The following is a 19,870-nucleotide window of genomic DNA, read 5'->3' as shown; positions in this document are numbered from 1 at the left end:
TGGGCGCGCGAGCATGGGTCCACAGTCCTGCGACTGCCGCCCTGGAAAATATGTACCGTCAGAAGCCGGGCACTCTGACAAAGCCGTGCTCAACAGCGAGGACCTTCGGGATGTATGATCCAGATGCCGATATACTCGCAAAGCTGGTGGCAGAGCATGTCTGTGACGGCCTTGTCCTGACGGATCCCGAAGGCAAAATCCTTTGGATCAATCCCGCGTTCGAACGGCTCTGCGGATACGAGTTGCATGAGATCATTGGAAAGCGACCTGGCGAAGTGCTGCAGGGCAATGACACAAGCCCACACAGCAGGGCCAGACTGGCCGAAGCCATAGCCACGCAAACCCGCTGCAGAGTTGATATCGTGAACTATGACAAGGCCGGCAGCGCCTATATCTCCGAGATCCACCTTGGCCCGATCTTTGATGACGACGGCCAGTTGACGCATTTCGTCGCCGTCCAGCGCGATGTCACGCGCGAACGGGCGCTGGCGCAGGAAAGCATCGACTACAAAACCTATCAGCGCGCGCTTGATCAACAGGCGATCATCTCCGCCACCGATGCGCGGGGCAGGATCACTTATGTAAATTCCAAGTTCAGCTCCATCAGTGGTTATACCTCGGAGGAGCTGATCGGGCAGAACCATCGCATTGTGAACTCAGGAAGGCACAACCCCAGTTTCTTCCGCGATATGTGGCAGTCCATCCGCGCGGGACAAACCTGGCACGGCGAGATCTGCAACATCACCAAAGGGGGCGATCTATACTGGGTCGATACAAATATCGTCCCCGTGCATGGCGCCGGTGGCGAAATCGTCCGCTACGTCTCCACTCGGTACGAGGTGACCAAGCGCAAGGCGGTCGAAGATGAACTGCGCCGGATTGCCGAAACCGACGACCTGACCGGCCTCGCCAACCGCGCCCGCTTTGCCAAAGATCTGGCACAGCGGATCACCCTGTCTGGCCAGGAACCGACGGATCAGGGGGGGCTGCTGATCATGTTCGACCTCGATCACTTCAAGGAGCTGAATGATACGCTTGGTCACCATTGCGGCGACCAGTTGTTGCAGGAAATTGGTCAGCGGCTGATGGACTTCACAGGCCCGAACCGCGTGGTTGCGCGCCTGGGTGGGGATGAGTTTGCCGCCTTTATTCCCGCAGAGGCCTACCAGAATGCGCCCGAAGAGTACCTGCGGTCACTGCACGCCTTCACCTCCAAGGCGGTATCGCTGTCGGATACGATCTACCTTCCGTCCTTTTCCATGGGCGTGACCCTCTATCCCCAGGATGCGCAGACCGTCGAAGGGCTGCTGATCAATGCGGATGTGGCCCTCTATGAGGCCAAGCACAACGGCCGCAATCAATGGTGCATCTTTGATCAGAGCGTTCGGGGAAAACTGATCTGCCGCAACCACCTCAAGGCCATTCTGGCCGACGCGCTGGACAACGACCGCTTCCAGATCGCGCTGCAACCTTTTTGCAAATTCGAAACCGGAGCGCATAGCGGTTTCGAAGTTCTGGTGCGCCTCGACGACGAGGGATCGCCCGTTGCCCCCGACCTCTTCATCCCCCTCGCCGAAGAGCTTGGTTTTATTTCGCGTATCGGCCGCGTGGTGATGCAAAAAGCAATGGCGGCACGTCAGGCTATGGTGCAAGCGGGCCTGCGCCCTGGGAAATTCGCCATCAACGTGTCTGCGCCAGAGCTGCGCGAACCCTGTTTCGCATTGGAAGTGCAGGAGTTGCTCGCGCAGCACGACATCCCGCCGACCGAACTTGTGATCGAGATCACGGAGACCGCTCTGATCGGGCGCTCGACCCAGACAGTCGCCAGCACCCTGCAACAGCTCCACGAAAGTGGCGTGGGTCTTGCTCTCGACGACTTCGGAACGGGCTTTTCCTCGCTCTCGCACCTCAGGGATTTCCATGTCGACAAGATCAAAATCGACAAGAGCTTTGTCCATGATCTCGAAGAGGATGCCAGTGACCGAGCGCTGGTCGATGGTCTGATCTCACTTGCCCGCAGGCTCGGGATCGAGGTTGTTGCCGAAGGTGTAGAGACGACCGCACAGCGGGACTACCTGCGCAGCTTCGGGTGCGATTATCTGCAGGGCTTCATTCATTCGAGGCCGCTGACGGTCAAGGCCGCTGACGGTCAAGGATGCGATGACCTTTCTTCAGGAAAATGACGCGCGCTGAGCTGCTTTGGGCTGCCATTGAGGGGATTGGCCGCGTCGTTCAGCAGGCGCCCACGCTTTTCGGGCGCCTGCTGACGTTTCAGGCCTTCAGCGCGTCCAACACCTCTTGCGGACGCATCGGCAGATGCCGCAACCTGATCCCAACGGCATTATGGATCGCATTGGCGATGGCAGGCGCGATGACCGTCGTGCCAGGCTCGCCCAACCCCACCGGCACTTCGGTGCTGTCGATAAAGGCGATCTCCATGTCGGGCGTATCGATCATGCGCAGCGGCGTGTAGGTGCCAAGGTTCAGATCGCTGACATTGCCGTTCTCGAAGGTTGTGCCTTCATACAAGGCCATCGACACCCCCCAGAGAGCCGCGCCCTCACATTGCGCCAGCGCGCTGTCGGGGTCGACAACTGTGCCGCAATCCACCGCGAGCCAGATCTTCTGCACGTCTATCCGACCTGAGTTGCGGTCGACATGCACCTGCACGGCTCCGGCTGTCCATGTGGGCATGGTGCGCGACTGGCCAAACGTCGTGGCGATGCCGATGGCCGTATCTGCGGGCAGATCTGCCGCGCCGTAGCCAGACATTTCCACCACCCGCCGCAGGGCATTTGCCTGTCTCCCGGCACCCCCCACAGCATTGGGGGCCGAACCCGCGTTATACCCTTCCGCCTTCAGGTGTTGCAGACGGAAGTCCAGCGGATCGATCCCGACTTTCTTCGCGGCCTCGTCCATGAAGCTTTCAACCGCAAAGTTCGTCCAGCCCGGCCCGACCGAGCGCAGCCAGCCCGGACGAAACGTCTTGTTCGCAAGATCGTTCGAGATGGCGCGCACCTTGTGAGGGCCGACCGAATACCAATGGTCCGCACCGTCGATGGCAAAGGGGTCATAGGGCTCATCGTTCACACCCTTGGGCATGAAGGATGGCACGAGGACCCCTGTCGGCCAACCGGCAGCGGCGTGATGCTCCATCCCAACGACCTGATTGTCGCTGTCAAAAGCCATGCGCAACTTCTGCACGCTGGGCGAACGGGGGCTGTCGAACTGCGCATCATCCTCGCGGAAGAATACCAATTTGACGGGCTTGCCGCCCAAAGCTTTGGAAGCCAGCGCGGCAGGCACCGTATAGTCGCCGTTCAGGCGGCGACCAAAGCCCCCTCCCAGCATATATGAGCGCATGACGATCTTGTCGGCAGGCGTGTCCAGCGCGGCCGAGAGCGTCGGCAGGATCAGAGATTGCCACTGGTTGCCTGTATGGATTTCCCAAATACCGTCAGCGTTCTGAAAAACGGTCGCATTCACCGGTTCAAGCTGAAAGTGAAGCACAGTCTGGGTGGAATACTCCGCCTCCAGTACGTCGGTGGCGCCGTCAAACGCGGCGGTTGTATCCGGCGTCTCGGTCGGCAGGATTGCCCCTGTTGTCCCGTCCGCAATCAGCTGGCGCGAGCGTTCGTTGATATCGTCCTCAGATACCCCCGAGGTGTCCCCCGCATTCCAGGTGACCTTGATCGCCTCAGACGCCCACTTGGCCGCCATCAGTGTCTCGCCCAGAACCACGACCCAACCCGGCACCGTGCCCGAAGGGTCGTCCAGTGTCAGCGTCTGCAGATAGCCCTTCACGCCCTTCGCGCCGCTTTCATCGACCGATGAAACAGCCGAGCCGAGCCGTGTCGGGGGCAGCATGGGTACGCCATAAACCATGCCGTCGATCTTGGCATCCAGACCATAGATCGCCTTGCCATCGGTCTTGTTGGCGATGTCGAGCGCAGTGACATCCTTGCCCACCAGACGCAATTCAGCGTGCGGCTTCAACGGGATCGCCTTGAGCTCATCCTCGGTGAAGGAGCGCTCAAGGCCAGCGGACACCAGCTCCGCATAGGTAATGGAATTGGTACCATCACTGACAGCGCCATCGCGGGCCTGACAGGTTGTCGGGTCAACGCCCCACTTCTGGGCCGCCGCCTCGACGAGGGCCGTACGACCCGCGGCGCCTGCCTGACGATACACCGGCCAGCTTTGCCAGATCGACCAGCTGCCACCCGTGACCATGGTGCCCCATTTTTCTGCCGTATCGACGTGCGTGATATGGACAGACTCCCAGGCGACCTCCAGTTCGTCCGCAAGGATGCGGGCGATGGCGGTGCCGACATGCTGGCCCATCTCGGCGCGGATGATGTTGACGTTCACCTGACCTTCGCTGTCGATCCAGTACCAGAGCGTCGGCTCGAAGGCATCCCCGGCAGGCGTGATCGGCACACCATCGGCCGCAGCAGGATCCATTGCCGCGACGGAGCTGCGCGGAAAGCCGAAGGCGACCCCCGCTGCGGTCATCGAGACGAGAAAACCGCGACGGGTCATGTCGCCGGGGCCGGACGCCGTGGTCAGGCGTGAGTGCAGTTTGTTACCCATTGTCTTTGGCTCCCGACATTGCGGTTGCGGCTTCGCGAACAGCCTTGCGAATACGCGGATATGTCATGCAGCGGCAGAGATTGCCGGTCATCACGGCATCGATATCGTCGTCGCTCGGGTTGGGAATATCTTGCAAGAGCGCGGCTGCCTGCATGATCTGACCCGACTGACAATAGCCGCACTGGGGCACGCGCAGATTGCGCCAGGCTTCCTGAACGGGGTGGTTCGCCTCGGCATCAAGGCCTTCGATGGTGGTGATCTCGGTGCCTGCAACATCCTCCAGCAGAGTGATGCAGGAACGCGTGGCGCGTCCCCCGACATGGACCGTACAGGCTCCACACATGCCGATACCACAACCGAACTTGGTGCCGGTCAGGCCGATTTCATCCCGTATGGCCCAAAGCAAAGGCGTCTGCGGATCTGCGTCGACGCTGACGGCGCGTCCGTTGATCTTGAACTCTATCATTGTGCGTTTCCTTTGAATTTCAGTGCACGGAAGCGCGTTGCGACCGGATGTCGGAGACCGCTTTCGACAGGTCAGGCCAGGCAGGCTTGCCCGCGCGCTTGTCGCGAAGATAGGCGGCAATCGCCGTGAGCTCATCGTCGTTCAGAGCGTGCCGGAACCCGGGCATCACAACCCCTGGAATACCTTCGGGGGCGCTGACACCGTCCAGCATGACGTGGATCAGGTTTGTCGGGTCCTCAAGGTTGGTCGCCGAATTGATACCAAGATCGGGACGCCCCTGCGCGATCTGTTCCGCGTTGTAGTGGCAGGACGCACAGGCGGTCGCATAAAGCCGCTCGCCCAGATCATGACGGTATGCGGCATCGGGGCGGTTGTTACGCAGGCTGGCCAAGACGGCTTCGCTCTGCGCCGGATCATCTTCTGCCGCCCCCACCTTGTCGGCCAGATAGATGCTCATCGCGCTGATGTCATCTTCGGGCAGTTCACGCACACCGGCATGAACCACTTCACCCATCGGGCCTGCGGCCACGCCATGATAGATGGCTGCGCCGCTCTCAAGGTAGGACTTGAACTCAGCCGCGCTCCAAGGGACGAGAGAGGGGTTCGTGCTGGTCAGCGCCGGCGCGATCCAACCATCGATTGCCGCGCCCGCATATTGCGCATCAGACTTTTCGGCACCTAGAGCGTTGCGTGGCGTATGGCAGGCGCCACAGTGAGCAACCCCTTCCGCCAGATAGGCACCACGGTTCCATTCCTTTGAGTGGGCGTCGTCAGCCTCATACCGGCCCAGATCGGCGAACAGCAGCTTCCAGCCCGATTGCAGAACCCGCAGGTTCAGCGGGAATGGCAGTTCGTTTTCCTTCTGCTCCGAAGATACAGGTGCAACCTCGCTCATGATATAGGCGTAGATCGCATCGACATCTTCATCGCTCATTTTGGTGAAATGATCATAGGGAAAGGCCGGGAAAAGGTGATGACCTTCGCGGTCCACACCTTCGTGCATTGCGCGACGGAAAGCCGCCTGCGAATATGTTCCGATGCCCGTCTCTACATCCGGGGTCAGGTTGGTCGAATAGATCGTGCCGAAGCCGGTCTCCATTGCGTAGTTCCCGGCGTAGGGGGCGCCATCTGCTGCCGTATGGCACGTGGCACAATAGCCAGCTCCTGCGAGGATGCGCCCCTTTTCGACCACGGCAGGGTCAAATTCGGACAGCTGATCCGGGTTCACGGGATCTATGGTGGGCTTGTAGGTGTAGACTGCGAACGCGACTGCGGCGATCACCGCGACAGACAGAATGCCTAGGAGGATCCGTTTTAGCATATAGCTGATTTCCTTGGGTTTCGCCTCTGTGCAGCGAGAGAGGATTAGAGGAGTTAGAGGTACCGAACACCTTGATGGACGATATAGTTCCGCGAGACCTCAATATTATGTTAAGTTCTCACTTGGCGCCACGCTGATCAAGCGTCAGCCATAAATGGCCAGATGCCCCCGGTCCGAGCCATAAGGTCCCGTCCCGAGCCGTTTGGTCAATGCATACCTTCGTCTCAGGCCACATGCATCGTTTCCTCTGGCGCTGGCGGAATCGCAGTATCCCGGCCAACCGTGTCCGTTCAGCACGTGACAAGCCAAGGTAACCGGACGTTTCATCTGCGATACCGGATCCTACAAGTATCTTGAGAGGTTCTCACTCTTGCCTAGGGTGACGATCCAGCACTTGCGATCATGCTACGCGACACGCCGCAGATCATCACCAGGTCCGCGGCCAACCCTCTGGCCGCCACTCATGACGCACACTTGAACCGTGTCTGAGGGTTTGCCCTCCTCCGCTCTTTCAGTTTTTGGGGCATTGAGGGATAGTCGCATCTGCGAGTGAACCAGACGGACCCCATGACTCACCCCTCAGAAAACAACGCCAAGGCTGTACGAGATCGGGTCGACACCTTTGTCCGTGCGCATTTTCATTTCGGGGCCACGATCCGGCTGCATAGCACGGCGTTCGGCTGGGATCTGCTGCGTGCTCCGATCAATGTGGTTCTTGCGCCGATCTTTCTGCTGATGGGATTGACGGCCCTGCTTGCGCGAGTGGCGAGGCTGCCCCGTCTGGCGACCTGGCTCAGCAGCCGGCACATCCTGCTCAAAACCTCTGTCGCGCAGAGAGTGGAGACGGCCATCATCTCTGATCTGTTGGAAAACGCCCCTCTCACTCAGCGCAGTCGCGACCTGATAGACCACTACACCAGCGTCCGCTCTGCCGTGGCTGAGATCACGACATCACTGCTCGTTCTTTTCGCGGGGCTGGCAATGTTCGGAGCCGTCACCCCCGGCATCGCCTCGCTTGCGCCGCAGGTGTCTGGCTATGTGGCACATGCCTCGGCCGTCGCACACTTTCCGCTTGGATCGCGGTTGGGAATGCTCTGGTATGACGTTTTTCCCGTCTCGCTCAGCGTCTGGTTCGTGGTGTTGACGGCGACAGTTCTGGCGATGGTGGCCTCAGTGGTCACGACCTTTGCCGGCATCATTGCAGATCCTCTGCAGGCGCTGCTCGGCGTACATCGGCGGCGGCTGATGCGCCTGCTGGAAAAGATCGCTGTGGTCGAAGGCAGCGCCTCCGGCCTTGCCCCGGAACACATCCTCGCACGCCTCGCCGACTTGATCGATGCCGGGATCAGCCTTGTGCGCGTGTTCCGCTCCTGATGGCCGAGCTGACAGGAAAAGCCGCACCTCTGCCCTACTCTTTCCAATAGGGCGCGCGAAGCTCGCGCTTCAGGACTTTGCCGATCTCACTGCGCGGCAGATCTGTACACACTTCCACCGCAGAGATCCGCTGCGTCTTACCCAGCTGAGCATTGGCCCAGCCCTTCACCACCTCAGCCTCGCAATCCGCGCCCGGGCGCAGCACGACAAAAGCAAGCGGCGTTTCCCCCCAGGCCTCGCTCGGAACCGCGATGACCGCTGCATCGGCCACATCCGGATGGCGATGCAACACCGCCTCCAGATCGGCGGCATAGATATTGAAGCCGCCCGAAATGATCATGTCCTTCTTGCGATCCAGCAGATGCAGGAAGCCGTCGGCGTCAAAGCGCCCCATATCACCGGAACGGATGAAATCCTCACCCTGCGGACTGCGCCAGAGCAGCTCGGCGGATTTGTCGGGCAGGTTGAGGTAGGCCGGCATCATGGAGCCGGAACGGCCGACCACCTCACCATAGCCCCCCGGCGGCAGTTCGGCTCCGGTGTCGTCGATGACGCGCATATCCACCCCATCCCCCGGTCGCCCGACCGTGTCCCACTTGTCGGGAAAGTCCCTGCAATTGAGCGCCGTGGACAGGCCACCCTCGGTCATCCCGTAGACTTCGATGAGGTTGCCGGGCCAGCGCTCTATCACCTGCGCGATCAATGCAGGTGGCAGTGGCGCCGAGGTCGAGAACTTGCAACTGTAGGAACTGAGGTCGTATTCGTCAAAACGCGGCTCGGCCATCAGTCGCGTATATTGCACGGGCACGAGGGTCGCATGAGTCAGCTTGTGGCGCTGACTGAGCTCCAGAAACTCAAGCGTATCGAACTTTGTCATCACCACCAGTGTTGCGCCCAGCATGATCGCGGGCAACATGCCGAACAGCGTCGTGTTGGAATAAAGAGGGGTCGAGATGATCATCCGCGCCTCTGCCGTCACACCAAAGCGGCCGATCCGTGCCAGCTGCCGAGAGCGGAAACGGTGATCGTGGACGATCCCCTTGGGCAGGCCCGTGGTGCCCGATGAATAGATGACATTGAAGAAATCGTCCGACGTGACCTCGGCCGGAGCGGCGGGAGCGCTCTTTCCCACCCAATCCGAGAGCTGGTCGAGATCTATGACCTGCACATCTCCCATTTGATCCGCGATTGGCCTTTGCGAGGCCGAGGCGAAAAGCAGTTCCGCCCCGCAATCCGCGACCATGCGTTGCAGCGCCTCGCCGGTCGCGCTGACCGGCAAGGGCACGATGCAGGCTCCAACCGCCACCACGGCACAGTAGAGCACGACGTGCTCGGCCGAGTTTTCAGACAGGCTGGCGACCATGGTCCCGGGCCCCTGCCCCGCCGCCGCCAGTCGCCCGGCAGTGCGTGCGACCCGGTCCCCGAACTCAGCCCAGCTGACCTGGTGGTCCCCAAGGATCAGGGCAGGTTTCCGGACCAGAGCGGTGGCATTTCGGGCAATGGCGTGGCCGAAGCTGAGGAAGACTTCGTCTTCGACCTCGGGCGGAGTAAACATACGCATGGGCAACCTTCCTGGACTGGGTCTCACATGGACAGTGGTATGATGAGCGATATGGCGGGAATTGCGATCAACAGGATCAGCACGATCAGATCGCTGACGAGAAAGCGCATGACACCCGCGAAGATGGTGCCGATATCGACTTTGCGTTCCTCGAGCACCCCGGCCAGCACAAAGACGTTCAGGCCGACGGGCGGGGTGATTAGGCCGATTTCCAGCAACTTGACGATCACGACACCGAACCAGATCAGGTTCATGTCGTAGCTTTCCACCATCGGGATCATTAGCGGCAGGGTCAGCACCATGATCCCGATCGGATCCAGGAACATGCCCAGCAGGATGTAGATCAGCGACACCATCAGCAGGAAGGTCAACGGGCCGATGTCCGAGGCATCCAGCAAGCCAACAAGCGATCCCGACAAGCCGGTCAGCGCGATCAGGGCCACAAAGATCTTGGCGCAGGCCGCGATGAAGAAGATTGCCCCCGTGGTCACCATGGTATCACGCAGCAAAGGCACCACTTCGCGGAGCCGGATCTTGCCACGGGCGATGCCGAGCAGCGTCGCAAACAGTAGTGACAGCGCCGCGGCCTCGGTTGCCGTGAAAATGCCACCATAGATACCGCCGACCACCATGATAAACAGAAGAACAGCCGGCCAAGTCCCGATCGCCGCACGCAGCTTTTGTTTGCCGGTGAAAACGATGTTGGAAACAGGGGCGATTTCAGGGCTCCGCTTGACCCAGAACACAACCACCAGCGCATAGCCGATCAGCGACAGCAGCCCGGGCAGAATTCCTGCCAGAAAGAGCTTGCTGATCGAAGTTTCGGTGAAGATGCCGTAGATGATGAACAGGACCGACGGCGGGATCAGCGACCCCAGCGTACCACCTGCGGCGACCGACGCGGTGGCAAGGCGAGGATCATAGTTCAGACGCAACATCTCAGGGGTGCAGATCCGACCCATGGTGGAGGCGCAGGCGATCGAGGACCCGGAGATCGCCGAAAACCCACCACACCCGGCGATCGAGGCGATTGCGACGCCGCCCGGCAGACGTGCAAGCCAGACACGGGCTGCCTCATAGATCTCAGTTGTGATCCCGGCCTTGTAGGCGATATGGCCAAGCGCGATGAACAGCGGGATCATCGACAGATCATAGCTGTGCACCAGATCGAAGCTGGACGAGAAGGCCAGCGACAGGGTGGTCCACATGGCACGGTCGGGCTGAAAGGTGCCCGTCCGGAAGGCAAAGACGATGAAGATCGCTCCCACCGCCACACTGCCGATGGCAAAGGCGATAGGCACACGGATCGCCAGCAGCAAGATGACAAGTGCGCAGGCGACATAGCCGACAATTGCTAAGTCCATTTCAGTCCTTTCCGCTCACAGCTTTTCTGGGGCGGGTCGGCCGGTGACGGCGGCTCTCAGATCGACCCAAAGAATATGGAGCAGGCGAATTTCAAAAAAGAGCATCGCCAGCACGAACAGCGCCCGGCCTGGCCATTTCGGCAGCCTGAACTCGCCTCCGAAATGCGTGCCGGAGGAAAAGGTTTTCCAGAATTCGAACCAGCCGGCGCACAGAAGTACGGTCGCGACAAGCAAGCCCAGCAGGGCCGCCAGAACGGCGATCCATCGGTTCATGACATCTGGAAACTGCGCCGCGATAAATTCGATGGCGATGTGCGCACGCGCGGCAGTGGCAGCGCTCAGCGGGAACAGGATGGCAGGTACCAGCAGTTCCTGCACGAAGACGATGATGTCGGGAATGCCCACCAAAAAGATCTCGCGCGCAATGATATTGGCGCTGATCAGCAGGCAAAGTATGAGGATGGCAATCGCGGCCATCGAATCGAGAAGGTACTCGATACGTTTCATGACGGTCTTCCTGATGATAGAACGGCATTTGGGGTTCAGAGCCCGCGCAGGTCGCCCGGGCTCTTCAGCGCGGGATCAGCGGGTCCAGGGCAAACCTTCGGTTTCCATGACCTGGGTCCACTTGTCCATCAGCGCGTAAAGCTCAGCCAGAAGGGCGTCGCCGTCGCCTCCGTAAGTGGCCACATCCCGCTTCCACTTCTCGATTGTCGGCGCGGCGGCCTCTTGCAGCACCGCGTAGTCAGCGTCCGGCATGTCGACGAATTCCACGGCATATTCGCCGGTCTGCAGCGTCTCCAGAGCTTTCGTATCGGCGGCCTCTAAACTCTCACCGTAATAATCGATCAGGTCGGGGCCGATGCTCAGAATTGCTTCCTGTTCCTGCTCCGAGAGGCTCTCGAAGGTGAACTTGTTCATGAAGGTTGCAAGGCTGGTCACGGTGCTGAACCGCAGGTCGACCATCGTGTCGACCTTTTCGTTCAGATTGCTGGCGACGGCGAAATAAGCGTAGGTCACAGAGCAGTCGATCAGACCGGTCTCCATGCCCTGAAAGACGTCATAGATCGGCATCTTGACCATATTGCCGCCAAGTACCGAGAAGACATCGCCAGACGCGCCAGTATGAGCAATCTTCGTACCCTTGATGTCAGCGACGGAGCGTATGCCCTCACCACGACAGGCCAGGATCTGGGGCGAGAGAGAGTAGGGCTGCATATAGACGATGTTCATATCGTCCATGCGCTGTTTCACGTACTCGTTCGTCGTGAACAGTTCGTACATGGCCTTCATCATCACCCAGGTGTTGGCAGGCTTCAGTAACAGGCCGCCAATCTGCAACTCGGGGAATTCCGACTCGGCATATGAGCCGATGATCACGCCCATGTCCGCCACACCGGCAGAGAGCGAAGCAAGCGCGGCCTCAGACTTGAACAGCGCCCCGCCCCAGTTCTGTTCAACCGTGACCTCGCCATTCGTGCGTTCGCTGATCTGCTGTGCCAGATGTTCGATGGCCTCTGCGCGCGCCCCACGATTGGGCCCCGGTTCGTTGGCGATCAGGATCGTGTTTGCCTGCGCGGACAGGGTCGATACGCTTAGAAGACCGACCGTCGCGGCCGATTTCAGAAAGTATTTCATGATTTCCTCCCTAGGTGGGCACTCCGGTCTCCAGCCAGCGTGCTCCACCAACATTAGATAGCATGATAATTATTATCAAGCAATCTATTTGACCCACGCGCGCCCCGGTTCCTCCAACCTTTGGCCGCGCATGGGCGCTCAATCAGCCAGCCGCCGGGACAGGGATCTGGCGAGGTTTCAGCTGCCGCGCCAGACGGCTCTGCGCGGCGATGAACTCCTGCTCCATGCGCGCGATCAGGCCCTCCACGGACACGATATCCCGCACCGCACCGATCCCCTGGCCCGCGCCCCAGATATCCTTCCAGCTCTTGGGCTTTTCGCGCGTTTCCCCAAAGTTCATGCGCGACGGGTCAGATTGCTCCAGCGCATCGGGGTCCATCCCCGCAGCCGCAACCGACGGCTTGAGGTAGTTGCCCCAGACCCCGGTGAAATAGTTCGAATAGACGATATCCTCGGCCGCGTGATCCGCGATCATCTGCTTGTAGGCTGGCACCGCATTGGCCTCCTCGGTTGCGATAAAGGCCGACCCGGCATAGCCGCCGTCCGCCCCCATCGCGAGCGCCGCAAGCAAGCTGTCGCCCCGCGCAATGGCACCAGACAGGAACAGCGGCCCATCGAACCAGTCGCGAATCTCCTGCACGAGAGCGAGGGGCGATTGCGTCCCGGCATGTCCACCGGCACCAGCCGACACCGCGATCAGACCATCCGCGCCCTTCTCGATCGCCTTGTGGGCAAAGCGGTTGTTGATCACATCATGCAGCACCAGCCCGCCGCAGGAGTGTGCGGCCTCGTTGACCTCGACACGCGCCCCCAGTGAGGTGATCCACAAAGGCACCTCGTGGCGCGCGCAGATATCCAGGTCCTGCTGCAACCGCGTGTTCGAGCGGTGGACGATCTGGTTCACCGCATAAGGGGCTGCGGGCCTGTCGGGATTGGCCTGATTGTGACGGTCGAGTTCTTCGCGGATATGCGTCAGCCAGGCATCAAGGCTCTGTCCATCCTTTTCACGGGCGTTCAGCGCGGGAAAAGACCCTACGATGCCCGCCTTGCATTGCGCGATGACCAGTTCAGGCGTTGATATGATGAATAGTGGACTGCCGATAAGCGGCAGGCGAAGGGTCTGCAGGATCGCAGGCAATGTCACGATGGGTCCTCCTCTGAATGATCCGTGGCGCAGGCAACCGCGCCGGACTGGACAAGCGCCGCGATCTCTTCCGCGGCGAAACCTGCGTCCACCAGCACCGAGCGGCTGTCAGCACCCGGCAAGGGCGGCTTTGCGGGCAGTGGCGTTTGCGAGTGTGCAAACCTAGGAGCCGGCATTGGCTGGTCGCCGGGCCCTTGTGCGAAAACGCCTCTGGCGAGATTATGGGGATGAGATGCAGCCTCGGCCGGGCTGAGCACCGGCGCGAAACAGGCGTCTGTTCCTTCCAGAAGTGCGCACCAGTGATCCCGGCTCTGGCTCAGAAACAGGGCGGACAGAGTCGCACGCATGGCAGCCCAGGTGCTGCGATCAGAGCGGTCCCCCATCTGCGCAGGATCCAATCTCAGCAAGTCCAGCAGCCGGGCCCAGAATTGCGGCTCCAGCGCGCCAATGGTGATCCAGCCGCCATCCGCACATTCATAGACACCATACCAGGGCACGCCGCCGTCCAGAGAGTTTGACTGCCGCGTATCGCGCCATTTGCCCATGGCCCGCTGAGAATGGATCATGGCCATCAGCGTACTCATGCCGTCGCAGATCGCGGCATCGATCACATCGCCCTGCCCGGTCCGCGCCGCCTTCAGAAAACCGGCGAGCATCCCGTAAGCCAGAAACATCCCACCCCCGCCGAAATCCCCAAGCAGGTTCAGCGGAAACGCAGGTGGTCCATCCGCCGAACCACTCGCCCAGAGCGCGCCAGAGAGGGCGATATAATTCAGATCGTGGCCCGCTGCGGCGGAAACCGGACCCGTCTGTCCCCAGCCTGTCATGCGGCCGTAAACGAGACGTGGATTGCAGGACAAAGCCACATCCGGCCCCAGACCAAGGCGCTCCATCACGCCGGGGCGAAAGCCCTCGATCAGCCCGTCAGCATCCTTAATCAGCCGCAGCGCGACATCAACCGCACCCGGTGCCTTCAGGTTCAGCGCGACGGAACGGCGCCCCCGCGCAAGATAGTCCAGCGTCGGATCGGTCGCCCCGACCGACGGGCTGATCCCGCTGCCGGGCCGGTCGATACGAATGATCTCGGCGCCCATATCGGCCAGCATCATGCCAGCGAAAGGGCCAGGGCCCAGACCGGTGAATTCAACAATGCGGATCCCCTCGAGAGGGGGCGCGGCGGATGGGAACTCCGTCACAGTGGTGGTCCTTTCGGATTGCGGTGCGCGGCACCCGGGCGCGCAGGCCCGGGACGGTCTTATCGCTGTGCCAGCGCGTCCTTGAGGTTGCCCTTCATCACGAAGAGCACGCGCAGGGTCGTTTCCAGATCCTCATCCGAAATGCCCTTGTTCGCGATTCCATCGACCTCGTAGATGATCTTGGTCATCACTTTGACGACCTCTTTTGCCGCCTCGCTCGCATAGATCCGGTTGGATCGCCGGTCGTCGGGATGGGGGCGCCGCTCGACATAGCCGCGGGCCTCAAGCCGATCGATCAGTTTCGAAGTGGTGACCGTCGCGATATCCATGCGATCCGCCAGATCAGACTGACGCAACCCGTTTTCGCGGACCAGGTGCACCAGCATCCAGCCCTGAGACATGGTCATGTCATGCGGTTTGAGCATCGCATCAAAGAGGATGGCCCTGAAACGCGCAATGTCCTGATAGATCGGATTGTTATCTTCGCTCAGCGAAGATTTCTTGGTCATTTCCATATCCTCGAACACCTCCCCGGAACGGGGTAGAGCCGACTTTACCCCAGCAGCATCTGCTGGGGCAAGCGTGCGACGAGAGGCGACGCGATGTGCCACGTCAGACCGGGTCCCAGCTGAACACATCACCCGAGCGCTCAAGCGGGTAGAAATCGGCACTCATCGCAGGCAGAGCATGATCACGCACAGTCTCGGGCGTCCACCCCTCAGAGCGATGAACCGAGCGGATCGGACGCGGCTGGCTCATCAGGAAGATCTCGTTGTTGCGGATACAGAAGATCTGCCCGGTCGTTTCGCACGTCGGGTCCGCCAGAGCCACGCAGAGCGGCGCGATCTTCGCAGGCGTCATATCCTTGATACGCTCGACACGTGCCTTCTCGGCCTCGGTGTTGGCGGGAATGGTGCCAATCAGGCGTGACCAGGCGAAGGGCGCGATGCAGTTGGAGCGGACATTGAACCGCGCCATGTCAAGCGCCAGGGATTTCGACAGCCCCACGATGCCCATCTTGGCCGCGGAATAGTTCGCCTGCCCAAAATTGCCGATCAGCCCGGAGGTCGAGGTGAAATTGATGAAGTTGCCCGAGGCCTGAACCTTGAATTGCGCCGCCACCGCTTGCGCCATGTTGAAGCAGCCCTTCAGGTGGACCGCAATCACCGAATCCCAGGCCTCCTCCGTCATCTTGTGAAAGATCATGTCGCGCAGGATACCGGCATTGTTGACCACGATGTCGATGCCGTCGAACGTGTCCATCGCCTGTTCATACATGGCCTTGGCATCTTCGGGCTTGGCCACGTTACCGAAATTGGCAACGGCCTTGCCACCGGCAGCCTCGATCTCATCTACAACCTGCTGAGCGGGCGTCTGATCGGCGCCCTCCCCGGCACCTGTACCGCCCAGGTCGTTCACAACCACATTCGCCCCGCGAGACGCCATCATCAGCGCGATGTCACGCCCGATTCCCCGCCCCGCCCCGGTGACGATTGCTGTTTTCCCAGTGAGCATTGCGCTCCTCCTCCTCTGTGTCCCCTTCAAAGTTAATTATCTTGATTACTATTTGCAAGCTAATTATAAATGAGCTCAGGAGACATGCACGCCGGTGTTCCGCGTCGTGCGCGTATAGGGAGGAGATCGCCGATGTTCAGGCGCACTGTATTCAAAGAAGACCACGAGATGTTTCGCGACCAGATCCGGCGCTTTGTCAAAGCCGAGATCGAGCCCAACCATGCTGAGTGGGAAAAGGACGGCCGCGTCAGCCGGGAGGCTTGGCGCAAGGCCGGCGAGAACGGTCTGCTCTGCGCTGCCATGCCAGAAGAATACGGCGGGGCCGGCGCCGACTTCCTGTTCTCGATGGTGGTGATGGAGGAGCTGGCCCGCGTCGGTGCCATGGGCCCCGGGTTTTCGCTGCATTCCGACATCGTCGCGCCCTATATCCTGCATTACGGCACCGAGGCTCAAAAGTCTGAATGGTTGCCGAAGATGGCCAGCGGTGAGGCGATCGGCGCGATCGCAATGACCGAACCCGCCGCAGGATCCGACGTTCAGGGCATCAAGACGACAGCCGTGCGCGACGGCGACGATTATATCATCAACGGCCAGAAGGTCTTTATCACCAACGGCGGAAATTGCGATATTCTGGTGCTGGCCTGCAAGACCGACCCCACCTTGGGTGCAAAGGGCACAAGTCTGATCCTCGTGCCGACAGACACCCCCGGTTTCCGCAAGGGACCGCTGCTGGACAAGCTGGGCTGGAAGGCTCAGGACACTGCCGAACTGTTCTTTGACGACATGCGGGTCCCCGCCTCCAGCCTGCTCGGCACCGAGGGTCGCGGGTTCGTGCACCTGATGCAACAGTTGCCCCAGGAACGGCTGCTGCAATGCGTCCGTGCCACCTCTGCACTTGAGGCTGCGCTGGAGTGGACCGTTGAACACGTAACGCAGCGCAAGGCGTTTGGCCGCACCATCGCCGACTTCCAGAACACGCGCTTCAAGCTGGCTGAAATCAAGGCGCAGGCCGTTCTTTTGCGGGTCTTCACCGACCGCTGTCTCGAGATGCACATGCAGGGCGAACTCGATTCCGTGGACGCCGCCATTGGCAAGATGCTGACCTCGGAAACCCTGTGCCGGTGTCTGGACGACATGCTGCAGATGTTCGGCGGCTACGGCTATATGTGGGAATACCCCATCGCACGGGCCTGGGCAGATGCGAGAGTAGGCCGCATCGCAGGCGGCACGGGCGAAATCATGCGCGAGATCATCGGCCGCCAGCTTACCGGAGACCGGGGATGATGCGCTTTCCCGACTATATCCGCAAACATGCTTTCCATACCCCCGAGAAGAGGGCCACGCATTTCGAGGGCCGCAGCTTTACCTGGGCCGAGTTTTCGACCCGGATCCACAAGATGGGCAAGGCCATGATCGACCTCGGCGTCATTCCGGGCGATCGGGTCGCGACGCTGGGGAACAACTCGCATTGGCTGGTGGAGATGTACTATGTGCCCTGCGCCATCGGCGCGCTGTCCGTTCCCCTCAATTACCGTCTGTCGGAACAGGAAATGGTCGACGTCATCGCCGATTGCACCCCCAACGTGCTGGTCGTCGACCGCCATCACGCCGCGCGAGCGGCCATCCTGCAGGCGCGCTGCCCCTCGATCAGGCATCTTATCTATGCCGACTGGGACACCCCAACGGTCGAGATGCCCGAAGGGACGCAGTTCTACGAACAGCTGATTGCCGAGTCTGACCCGGTCGCGGACGAAGCCTTTGACGACATCGCCACCGGCGGCGACGAGACCATGATCATCTTCTACACCTCAGGCACAACCGGCGTGCCGAAGGGCGTCATGCTGTCGCATACGAACCTGACAATGAATGCCACCGGGTCCGGCCATCTTTACGGCTACCGGACGGATGACATCCTGCTCCTCTCCGGGCCTCTGTTCCATCTCGGCACCGGCAGCCGCGTCTATACGGCCGTCGCCTACGGCACGACAATGGTGGTGCAATCCCGCTTCGAGGTCGAAGAGACCATGCGGATGATCGAGGCTCAGCGGATCACGACCATGACGCTGGTGCCGACAATGCTGTCGATGATCATGAACCACCCGGACTTCGACAAGTTCGATTTTTCCTCAATACGAGTACTGACTTATGGTGCGGCACCTATGCCCCTGCCCTTGATGGAGCGCGCCATTGCCGCCATCCCCGGCGTCACCTTCTGCCAGGGATACGGCATGACGGAGACCTCGCCAGTGCTGTCGGTGCTGATCCCGGCTGACCACGTGCCCGGCAACCCGATGATCAGCAAGCTGTCTTCGGTGGGCAAACCGATCCTGTATTGCGACCTGCGCATCATGGACGAGAGCGAACGCCCCCTCCCCCCCGGTCAGCCGGGCGAGATCATGGTGCGCGGCCCGCAGGTGATGAACGGCTATTGGAACCGCCCCGAAGACACACGTCAGGCGCTGCGCGGCGGCTTCTATCACACGGGCGACGCGGGCTACCTTGACGAGGACGGATACCTTTTCCTTTCCGGGCGGACGAAGGAGATGATCATCTCGGGCGGCGAAAATGTCTATCCGATCGAGACGGAGAATTGCCTGTGCAAGCACCCCGCTGTGGCGCAGGCCGCGGTCCTTGGCATGCCTCATGAAAAATGGGGGGAGGCTGTTCACGCCGTCGTCGCCTTCCATTCGGGAAAATCCGCCACCCCGGAGGAGCTGATCACCCACTGCCGCGAGTGGATCGCCCACTACAAGGCACCGCGCGGCATCACGATATGGGATGGCCCCCTGCCACTGTCGCCCACCAACAAGATCGACAAGACCAAACTGAAAACCGAAATACTGAAAGGATGCGAGGCATGACCGGGGGTCTTAAAGTCACCTATGACGCGTCGATTGCCCTGCTGGAAATGTCCGAGCCGGCATCGCGCAACGCTTTGTCAGAACAGATGCGCGCTGACTTCATCCGCGCCATGGAAGACCTGCACCAGAAAACGGATCTGCGCGCCGTGGTGCTGACAGGCAGCGGCGGTGTCTTTTCCGCCGGGGGCGACCTGAAGGCCATGCTCGCACGGCACCGTGCGGGCGAAACCTCCGGCGCCGAGGATGTGATCGGTCGGATGGCCCAGCTGCACGGCTGGATCCGTCGCCTGCGCGATCTGCCGGTGCCGCTGATCTGCGCCATCGATGGCCCGGCCTTTGGGGCTGGCTTCGGCCTTGCCTGCGCGGGGGACATTCTGCTCGCCTCGGACCGGGCCAGTTTCGGCGCATCTTTCTGCAAGGTCGGGGCGGTCCCCGATGGCAACCTGTTCTACACGCTTCCGCGCATCGTTGGATTGCAGCGCGCGAAAGAGCTGTTCTACACCGGGCGTACTGTCTTGGCAGAGGAAGCCCTGCGCCTCGGGCTGGTGATGGAGGTCATGGCGCCGGAGGCTCTCCTCCCCCGGGCGATGGAGATGGCGCGCATGATGTGCGACACATCACCGACCGCTTTCCGTCTGACCAAGCAAATCGCGTCAAAAGCGCTGGAACTGGACGACGAGGCGCTGCTGGCCATGGAAGCGCAGGCGCAATCCATATGCCTGTCCTCGCACTATCATCGCGAGGCGATTCAACGGTTTAGCGACAAACAACCTCCTAAATTCGATTTTCGCTGAGGCCGCAAAAAGGCCCGGGCGCTTGACTGCGCCCGGGCCTTTT

16 protein-coding genes are annotated in these 19,870 nt (G+C 60.8%); 5 read left to right on the top strand and 11 right to left on the bottom strand.

Going from position 1 to position 19,870, the window contains the following annotated elements:
- The first annotated feature begins 110 nt into the window (after positions 1–110).
- Positions 111–2,183, top strand: coding sequence for a putative bifunctional diguanylate cyclase/phosphodiesterase (locus F3W81_RS00270; RefSeq protein ID WP_193081555.1), 2,073 nt, complete (start codon positions 111–113; stop codon positions 2,181–2,183).
- A gap of 88 nt (positions 2,184–2,271) precedes the next feature.
- Here F3W81_RS00270 and F3W81_RS00265 read toward each other — a convergent pair whose 3' ends face one another.
- The 3 genes from F3W81_RS00265 to F3W81_RS00255 are packed head-to-tail and all read right to left on the bottom strand — an operon-like array spanning position 2,272 to position 6,380.
- Entirely contained in the window at positions 2,272–4,593 is a 2,322-nt protein-coding gene (locus F3W81_RS00265) for a xanthine dehydrogenase family protein molybdopterin-binding subunit (protein WP_226941776.1), read from the bottom strand.
- Positions 4,586–5,059 (bottom strand): (2Fe-2S)-binding protein, encoded by a 474-nt coding sequence (locus tag F3W81_RS00260; RefSeq protein ID WP_193081553.1) that lies wholly within the window; start codon positions 5,057–5,059, stop codon positions 4,586–4,588. Before F3W81_RS00260 ends, F3W81_RS00265 begins: the two co-directional genes overlap by 8 nt.
- Before the next feature lie 19 nt (positions 5,060–5,078).
- Positions 5,079–6,380, bottom strand: coding sequence for a cytochrome c (locus tag F3W81_RS00255; protein ID WP_193081552.1), 1,302 nt, complete (start codon positions 6,378–6,380; stop codon positions 5,079–5,081).
- Positions 6,381–6,947: 567 nt separating this feature from the next.
- On the opposite strand from F3W81_RS00255, the gene F3W81_RS00250 reads away from it, so the two are divergent.
- Complete coding sequence (locus F3W81_RS00250) at positions 6,948–7,754, top strand: DUF6635 family protein (RefSeq protein ID WP_193081551.1); 807 nt, start codon at positions 6,948–6,950, stop codon at positions 7,752–7,754.
- A gap of 34 nt (positions 7,755–7,788) precedes the next feature.
- Here F3W81_RS00250 and F3W81_RS00245 read toward each other — a convergent pair whose 3' ends face one another.
- The 8 genes from F3W81_RS00245 to F3W81_RS00210 all read right to left on the bottom strand — a co-directional run bounded on the left by F3W81_RS00245 (position 7,789) and on the right by F3W81_RS00210 (position 16,172).
- Entirely contained in the window at positions 7,789–9,315 is a 1,527-nt protein-coding gene (locus F3W81_RS00245; RefSeq protein WP_193081550.1) for a class I adenylate-forming enzyme family protein, read from the bottom strand.
- A 23-nt stretch (positions 9,316–9,338) separates the two neighbouring features.
- Positions 9,339–10,679 carry a TRAP transporter large permease gene (locus tag F3W81_RS00240; RefSeq protein WP_193081549.1) on the bottom strand — a complete coding sequence of 447 codons (1,341 nt, stop codon included), beginning with the start codon at positions 10,677–10,679 and terminating at the stop codon, positions 9,339–9,341.
- Positions 10,680–10,694: 15 nt separating this feature from the next.
- Positions 10,695–11,186 (bottom strand): TRAP transporter small permease subunit, encoded by a 492-nt coding sequence (locus tag F3W81_RS00235; RefSeq protein WP_193081548.1) that lies wholly within the window; start codon positions 11,184–11,186, stop codon positions 10,695–10,697.
- 75 nt (positions 11,187–11,261) lie between these two features.
- Positions 11,262–12,317: a C4-dicarboxylate TRAP transporter substrate-binding protein gene (locus F3W81_RS00230; RefSeq protein ID WP_193081547.1), complete on the bottom strand. Its 1,056-nt coding sequence runs from the start codon at positions 12,315–12,317 to the stop codon at positions 11,262–11,264.
- Positions 12,318–12,459: 142 nt separating this feature from the next.
- Positions 12,460–13,461, bottom strand: coding sequence for an NAD(P)H-dependent flavin oxidoreductase (locus F3W81_RS00225; protein ID WP_193081545.1), 1,002 nt, complete (start codon positions 13,459–13,461; stop codon positions 12,460–12,462).
- On the bottom strand, positions 13,458–14,657 hold the full coding sequence (locus F3W81_RS00220) for a CaiB/BaiF CoA transferase family protein (RefSeq protein ID WP_226941775.1): 1,200 nt from the start codon (positions 14,655–14,657) through the stop codon (positions 13,458–13,460). Before F3W81_RS00220 ends, F3W81_RS00225 begins: the two co-directional genes overlap by 4 nt.
- Positions 14,658–14,716: 59 nt before the next feature.
- Positions 14,717–15,166 carry a MarR family winged helix-turn-helix transcriptional regulator gene (locus F3W81_RS00215; RefSeq protein WP_193081543.1) on the bottom strand — a complete coding sequence of 150 codons (450 nt, stop codon included), beginning with the start codon at positions 15,164–15,166 and terminating at the stop codon, positions 14,717–14,719.
- A gap of 103 nt (positions 15,167–15,269) precedes the next feature.
- Positions 15,270–16,172 carry an SDR family NAD(P)-dependent oxidoreductase gene (locus F3W81_RS00210; protein WP_193081541.1) on the bottom strand — a complete coding sequence of 301 codons (903 nt, stop codon included), beginning with the start codon at positions 16,170–16,172 and terminating at the stop codon, positions 15,270–15,272.
- Between the two features lie 132 nt (positions 16,173–16,304).
- On the opposite strand from F3W81_RS00210, the gene F3W81_RS00205 reads away from it, so the two are divergent.
- The 3 genes from F3W81_RS00205 to F3W81_RS00195 are packed head-to-tail and all read left to right on the top strand — an operon-like array spanning position 16,305 to position 19,827.
- Positions 16,305–17,456 (top strand): acyl-CoA dehydrogenase family protein, encoded by a 1,152-nt coding sequence (locus tag F3W81_RS00205; RefSeq protein ID WP_193081540.1) that lies wholly within the window; start codon positions 16,305–16,307, stop codon positions 17,454–17,456.
- Complete coding sequence (locus F3W81_RS00200; protein ID WP_193081538.1) at positions 17,453–19,033, top strand: long-chain-fatty-acid--CoA ligase; 1,581 nt, start codon at positions 17,453–17,455, stop codon at positions 19,031–19,033. The genes F3W81_RS00205 and F3W81_RS00200 overlap by 4 nt, the downstream gene beginning before the upstream one ends.
- The gene (locus F3W81_RS00195) at positions 19,030–19,827 is read left to right on the top strand and encodes an enoyl-CoA hydratase/isomerase family protein (RefSeq protein ID WP_193081536.1); all 798 of its coding nucleotides are present in this window, start codon (positions 19,030–19,032) and stop codon (positions 19,825–19,827) included. Before F3W81_RS00200 ends, F3W81_RS00195 begins: the two co-directional genes overlap by 4 nt.
- Positions 19,828–19,870 lie beyond the last annotated feature (43 nt).

The sequence above is a fragment of the Pseudooceanicola spongiae genome (assembly GCF_014899185.1).
In the GTDB taxonomy this organism is placed as follows: Bacteria; Pseudomonadota; Alphaproteobacteria; order Rhodobacterales; family Rhodobacteraceae; genus Pseudooceanicola; species Pseudooceanicola spongiae.
Note: the sequence above shows the minus strand (reverse complement) of the source record. Positions and strands in the feature narration are given on the sequence as shown.

Coding starts and splice junctions, on each gene's coding strand:
- F3W81_RS00215 (WP_193081543.1), bottom strand. CDS start 15,166: ATGACCAAGAAATCTTCGCTGAGCGAAGATAACAATCCGATCTATCAG.
- F3W81_RS00230 (WP_193081547.1), bottom strand. CDS start 12,317: ATGAAATACTTTCTGAAATCGGCCGCGACGGTCGGTCTTCTAAGCGTA.
- F3W81_RS00260 (WP_193081553.1), bottom strand. CDS start 5,059: ATGATAGAGTTCAAGATCAACGGACGCGCCGTCAGCGTCGACGCAGAT.
- F3W81_RS00245 (WP_193081550.1), bottom strand. CDS start 9,315: ATGCGTATGTTTACTCCGCCCGAGGTCGAAGACGAAGTCTTCCTCAGC.
- F3W81_RS00240 (WP_193081549.1), bottom strand. CDS start 10,679: ATGGACTTAGCAATTGTCGGCTATGTCGCCTGCGCACTTGTCATCTTG.
- F3W81_RS00210 (WP_193081541.1), bottom strand. CDS start 16,172: ATGCTCACTGGGAAAACAGCAATCGTCACCGGGGCGGGGCGGGGAATC.
- F3W81_RS00200 (WP_193081538.1), top strand. CDS start 17,453: ATGATGCGCTTTCCCGACTATATCCGCAAACATGCTTTCCATACCCCC.
- F3W81_RS00255 (WP_193081552.1), bottom strand. CDS start 6,380: ATGCTAAAACGGATCCTCCTAGGCATTCTGTCTGTCGCGGTGATCGCC.
- F3W81_RS00205 (WP_193081540.1), top strand. CDS start 16,305: ATGTTCAGGCGCACTGTATTCAAAGAAGACCACGAGATGTTTCGCGAC.
- F3W81_RS00270 (WP_193081555.1), top strand. CDS start 111: ATGTATGATCCAGATGCCGATATACTCGCAAAGCTGGTGGCAGAGCAT.
- F3W81_RS00250 (WP_193081551.1), top strand. CDS start 6,948: ATGACTCACCCCTCAGAAAACAACGCCAAGGCTGTACGAGATCGGGTC.
- F3W81_RS00265 (WP_226941776.1), bottom strand. CDS start 4,593: ATGGGTAACAAACTGCACTCACGCCTGACCACGGCGTCCGGCCCCGGC.
- F3W81_RS00235 (WP_193081548.1), bottom strand. CDS start 11,186: ATGAAACGTATCGAGTACCTTCTCGATTCGATGGCCGCGATTGCCATC.
- F3W81_RS00195 (WP_193081536.1), top strand. CDS start 19,030: ATGACCGGGGGTCTTAAAGTCACCTATGACGCGTCGATTGCCCTGCTG.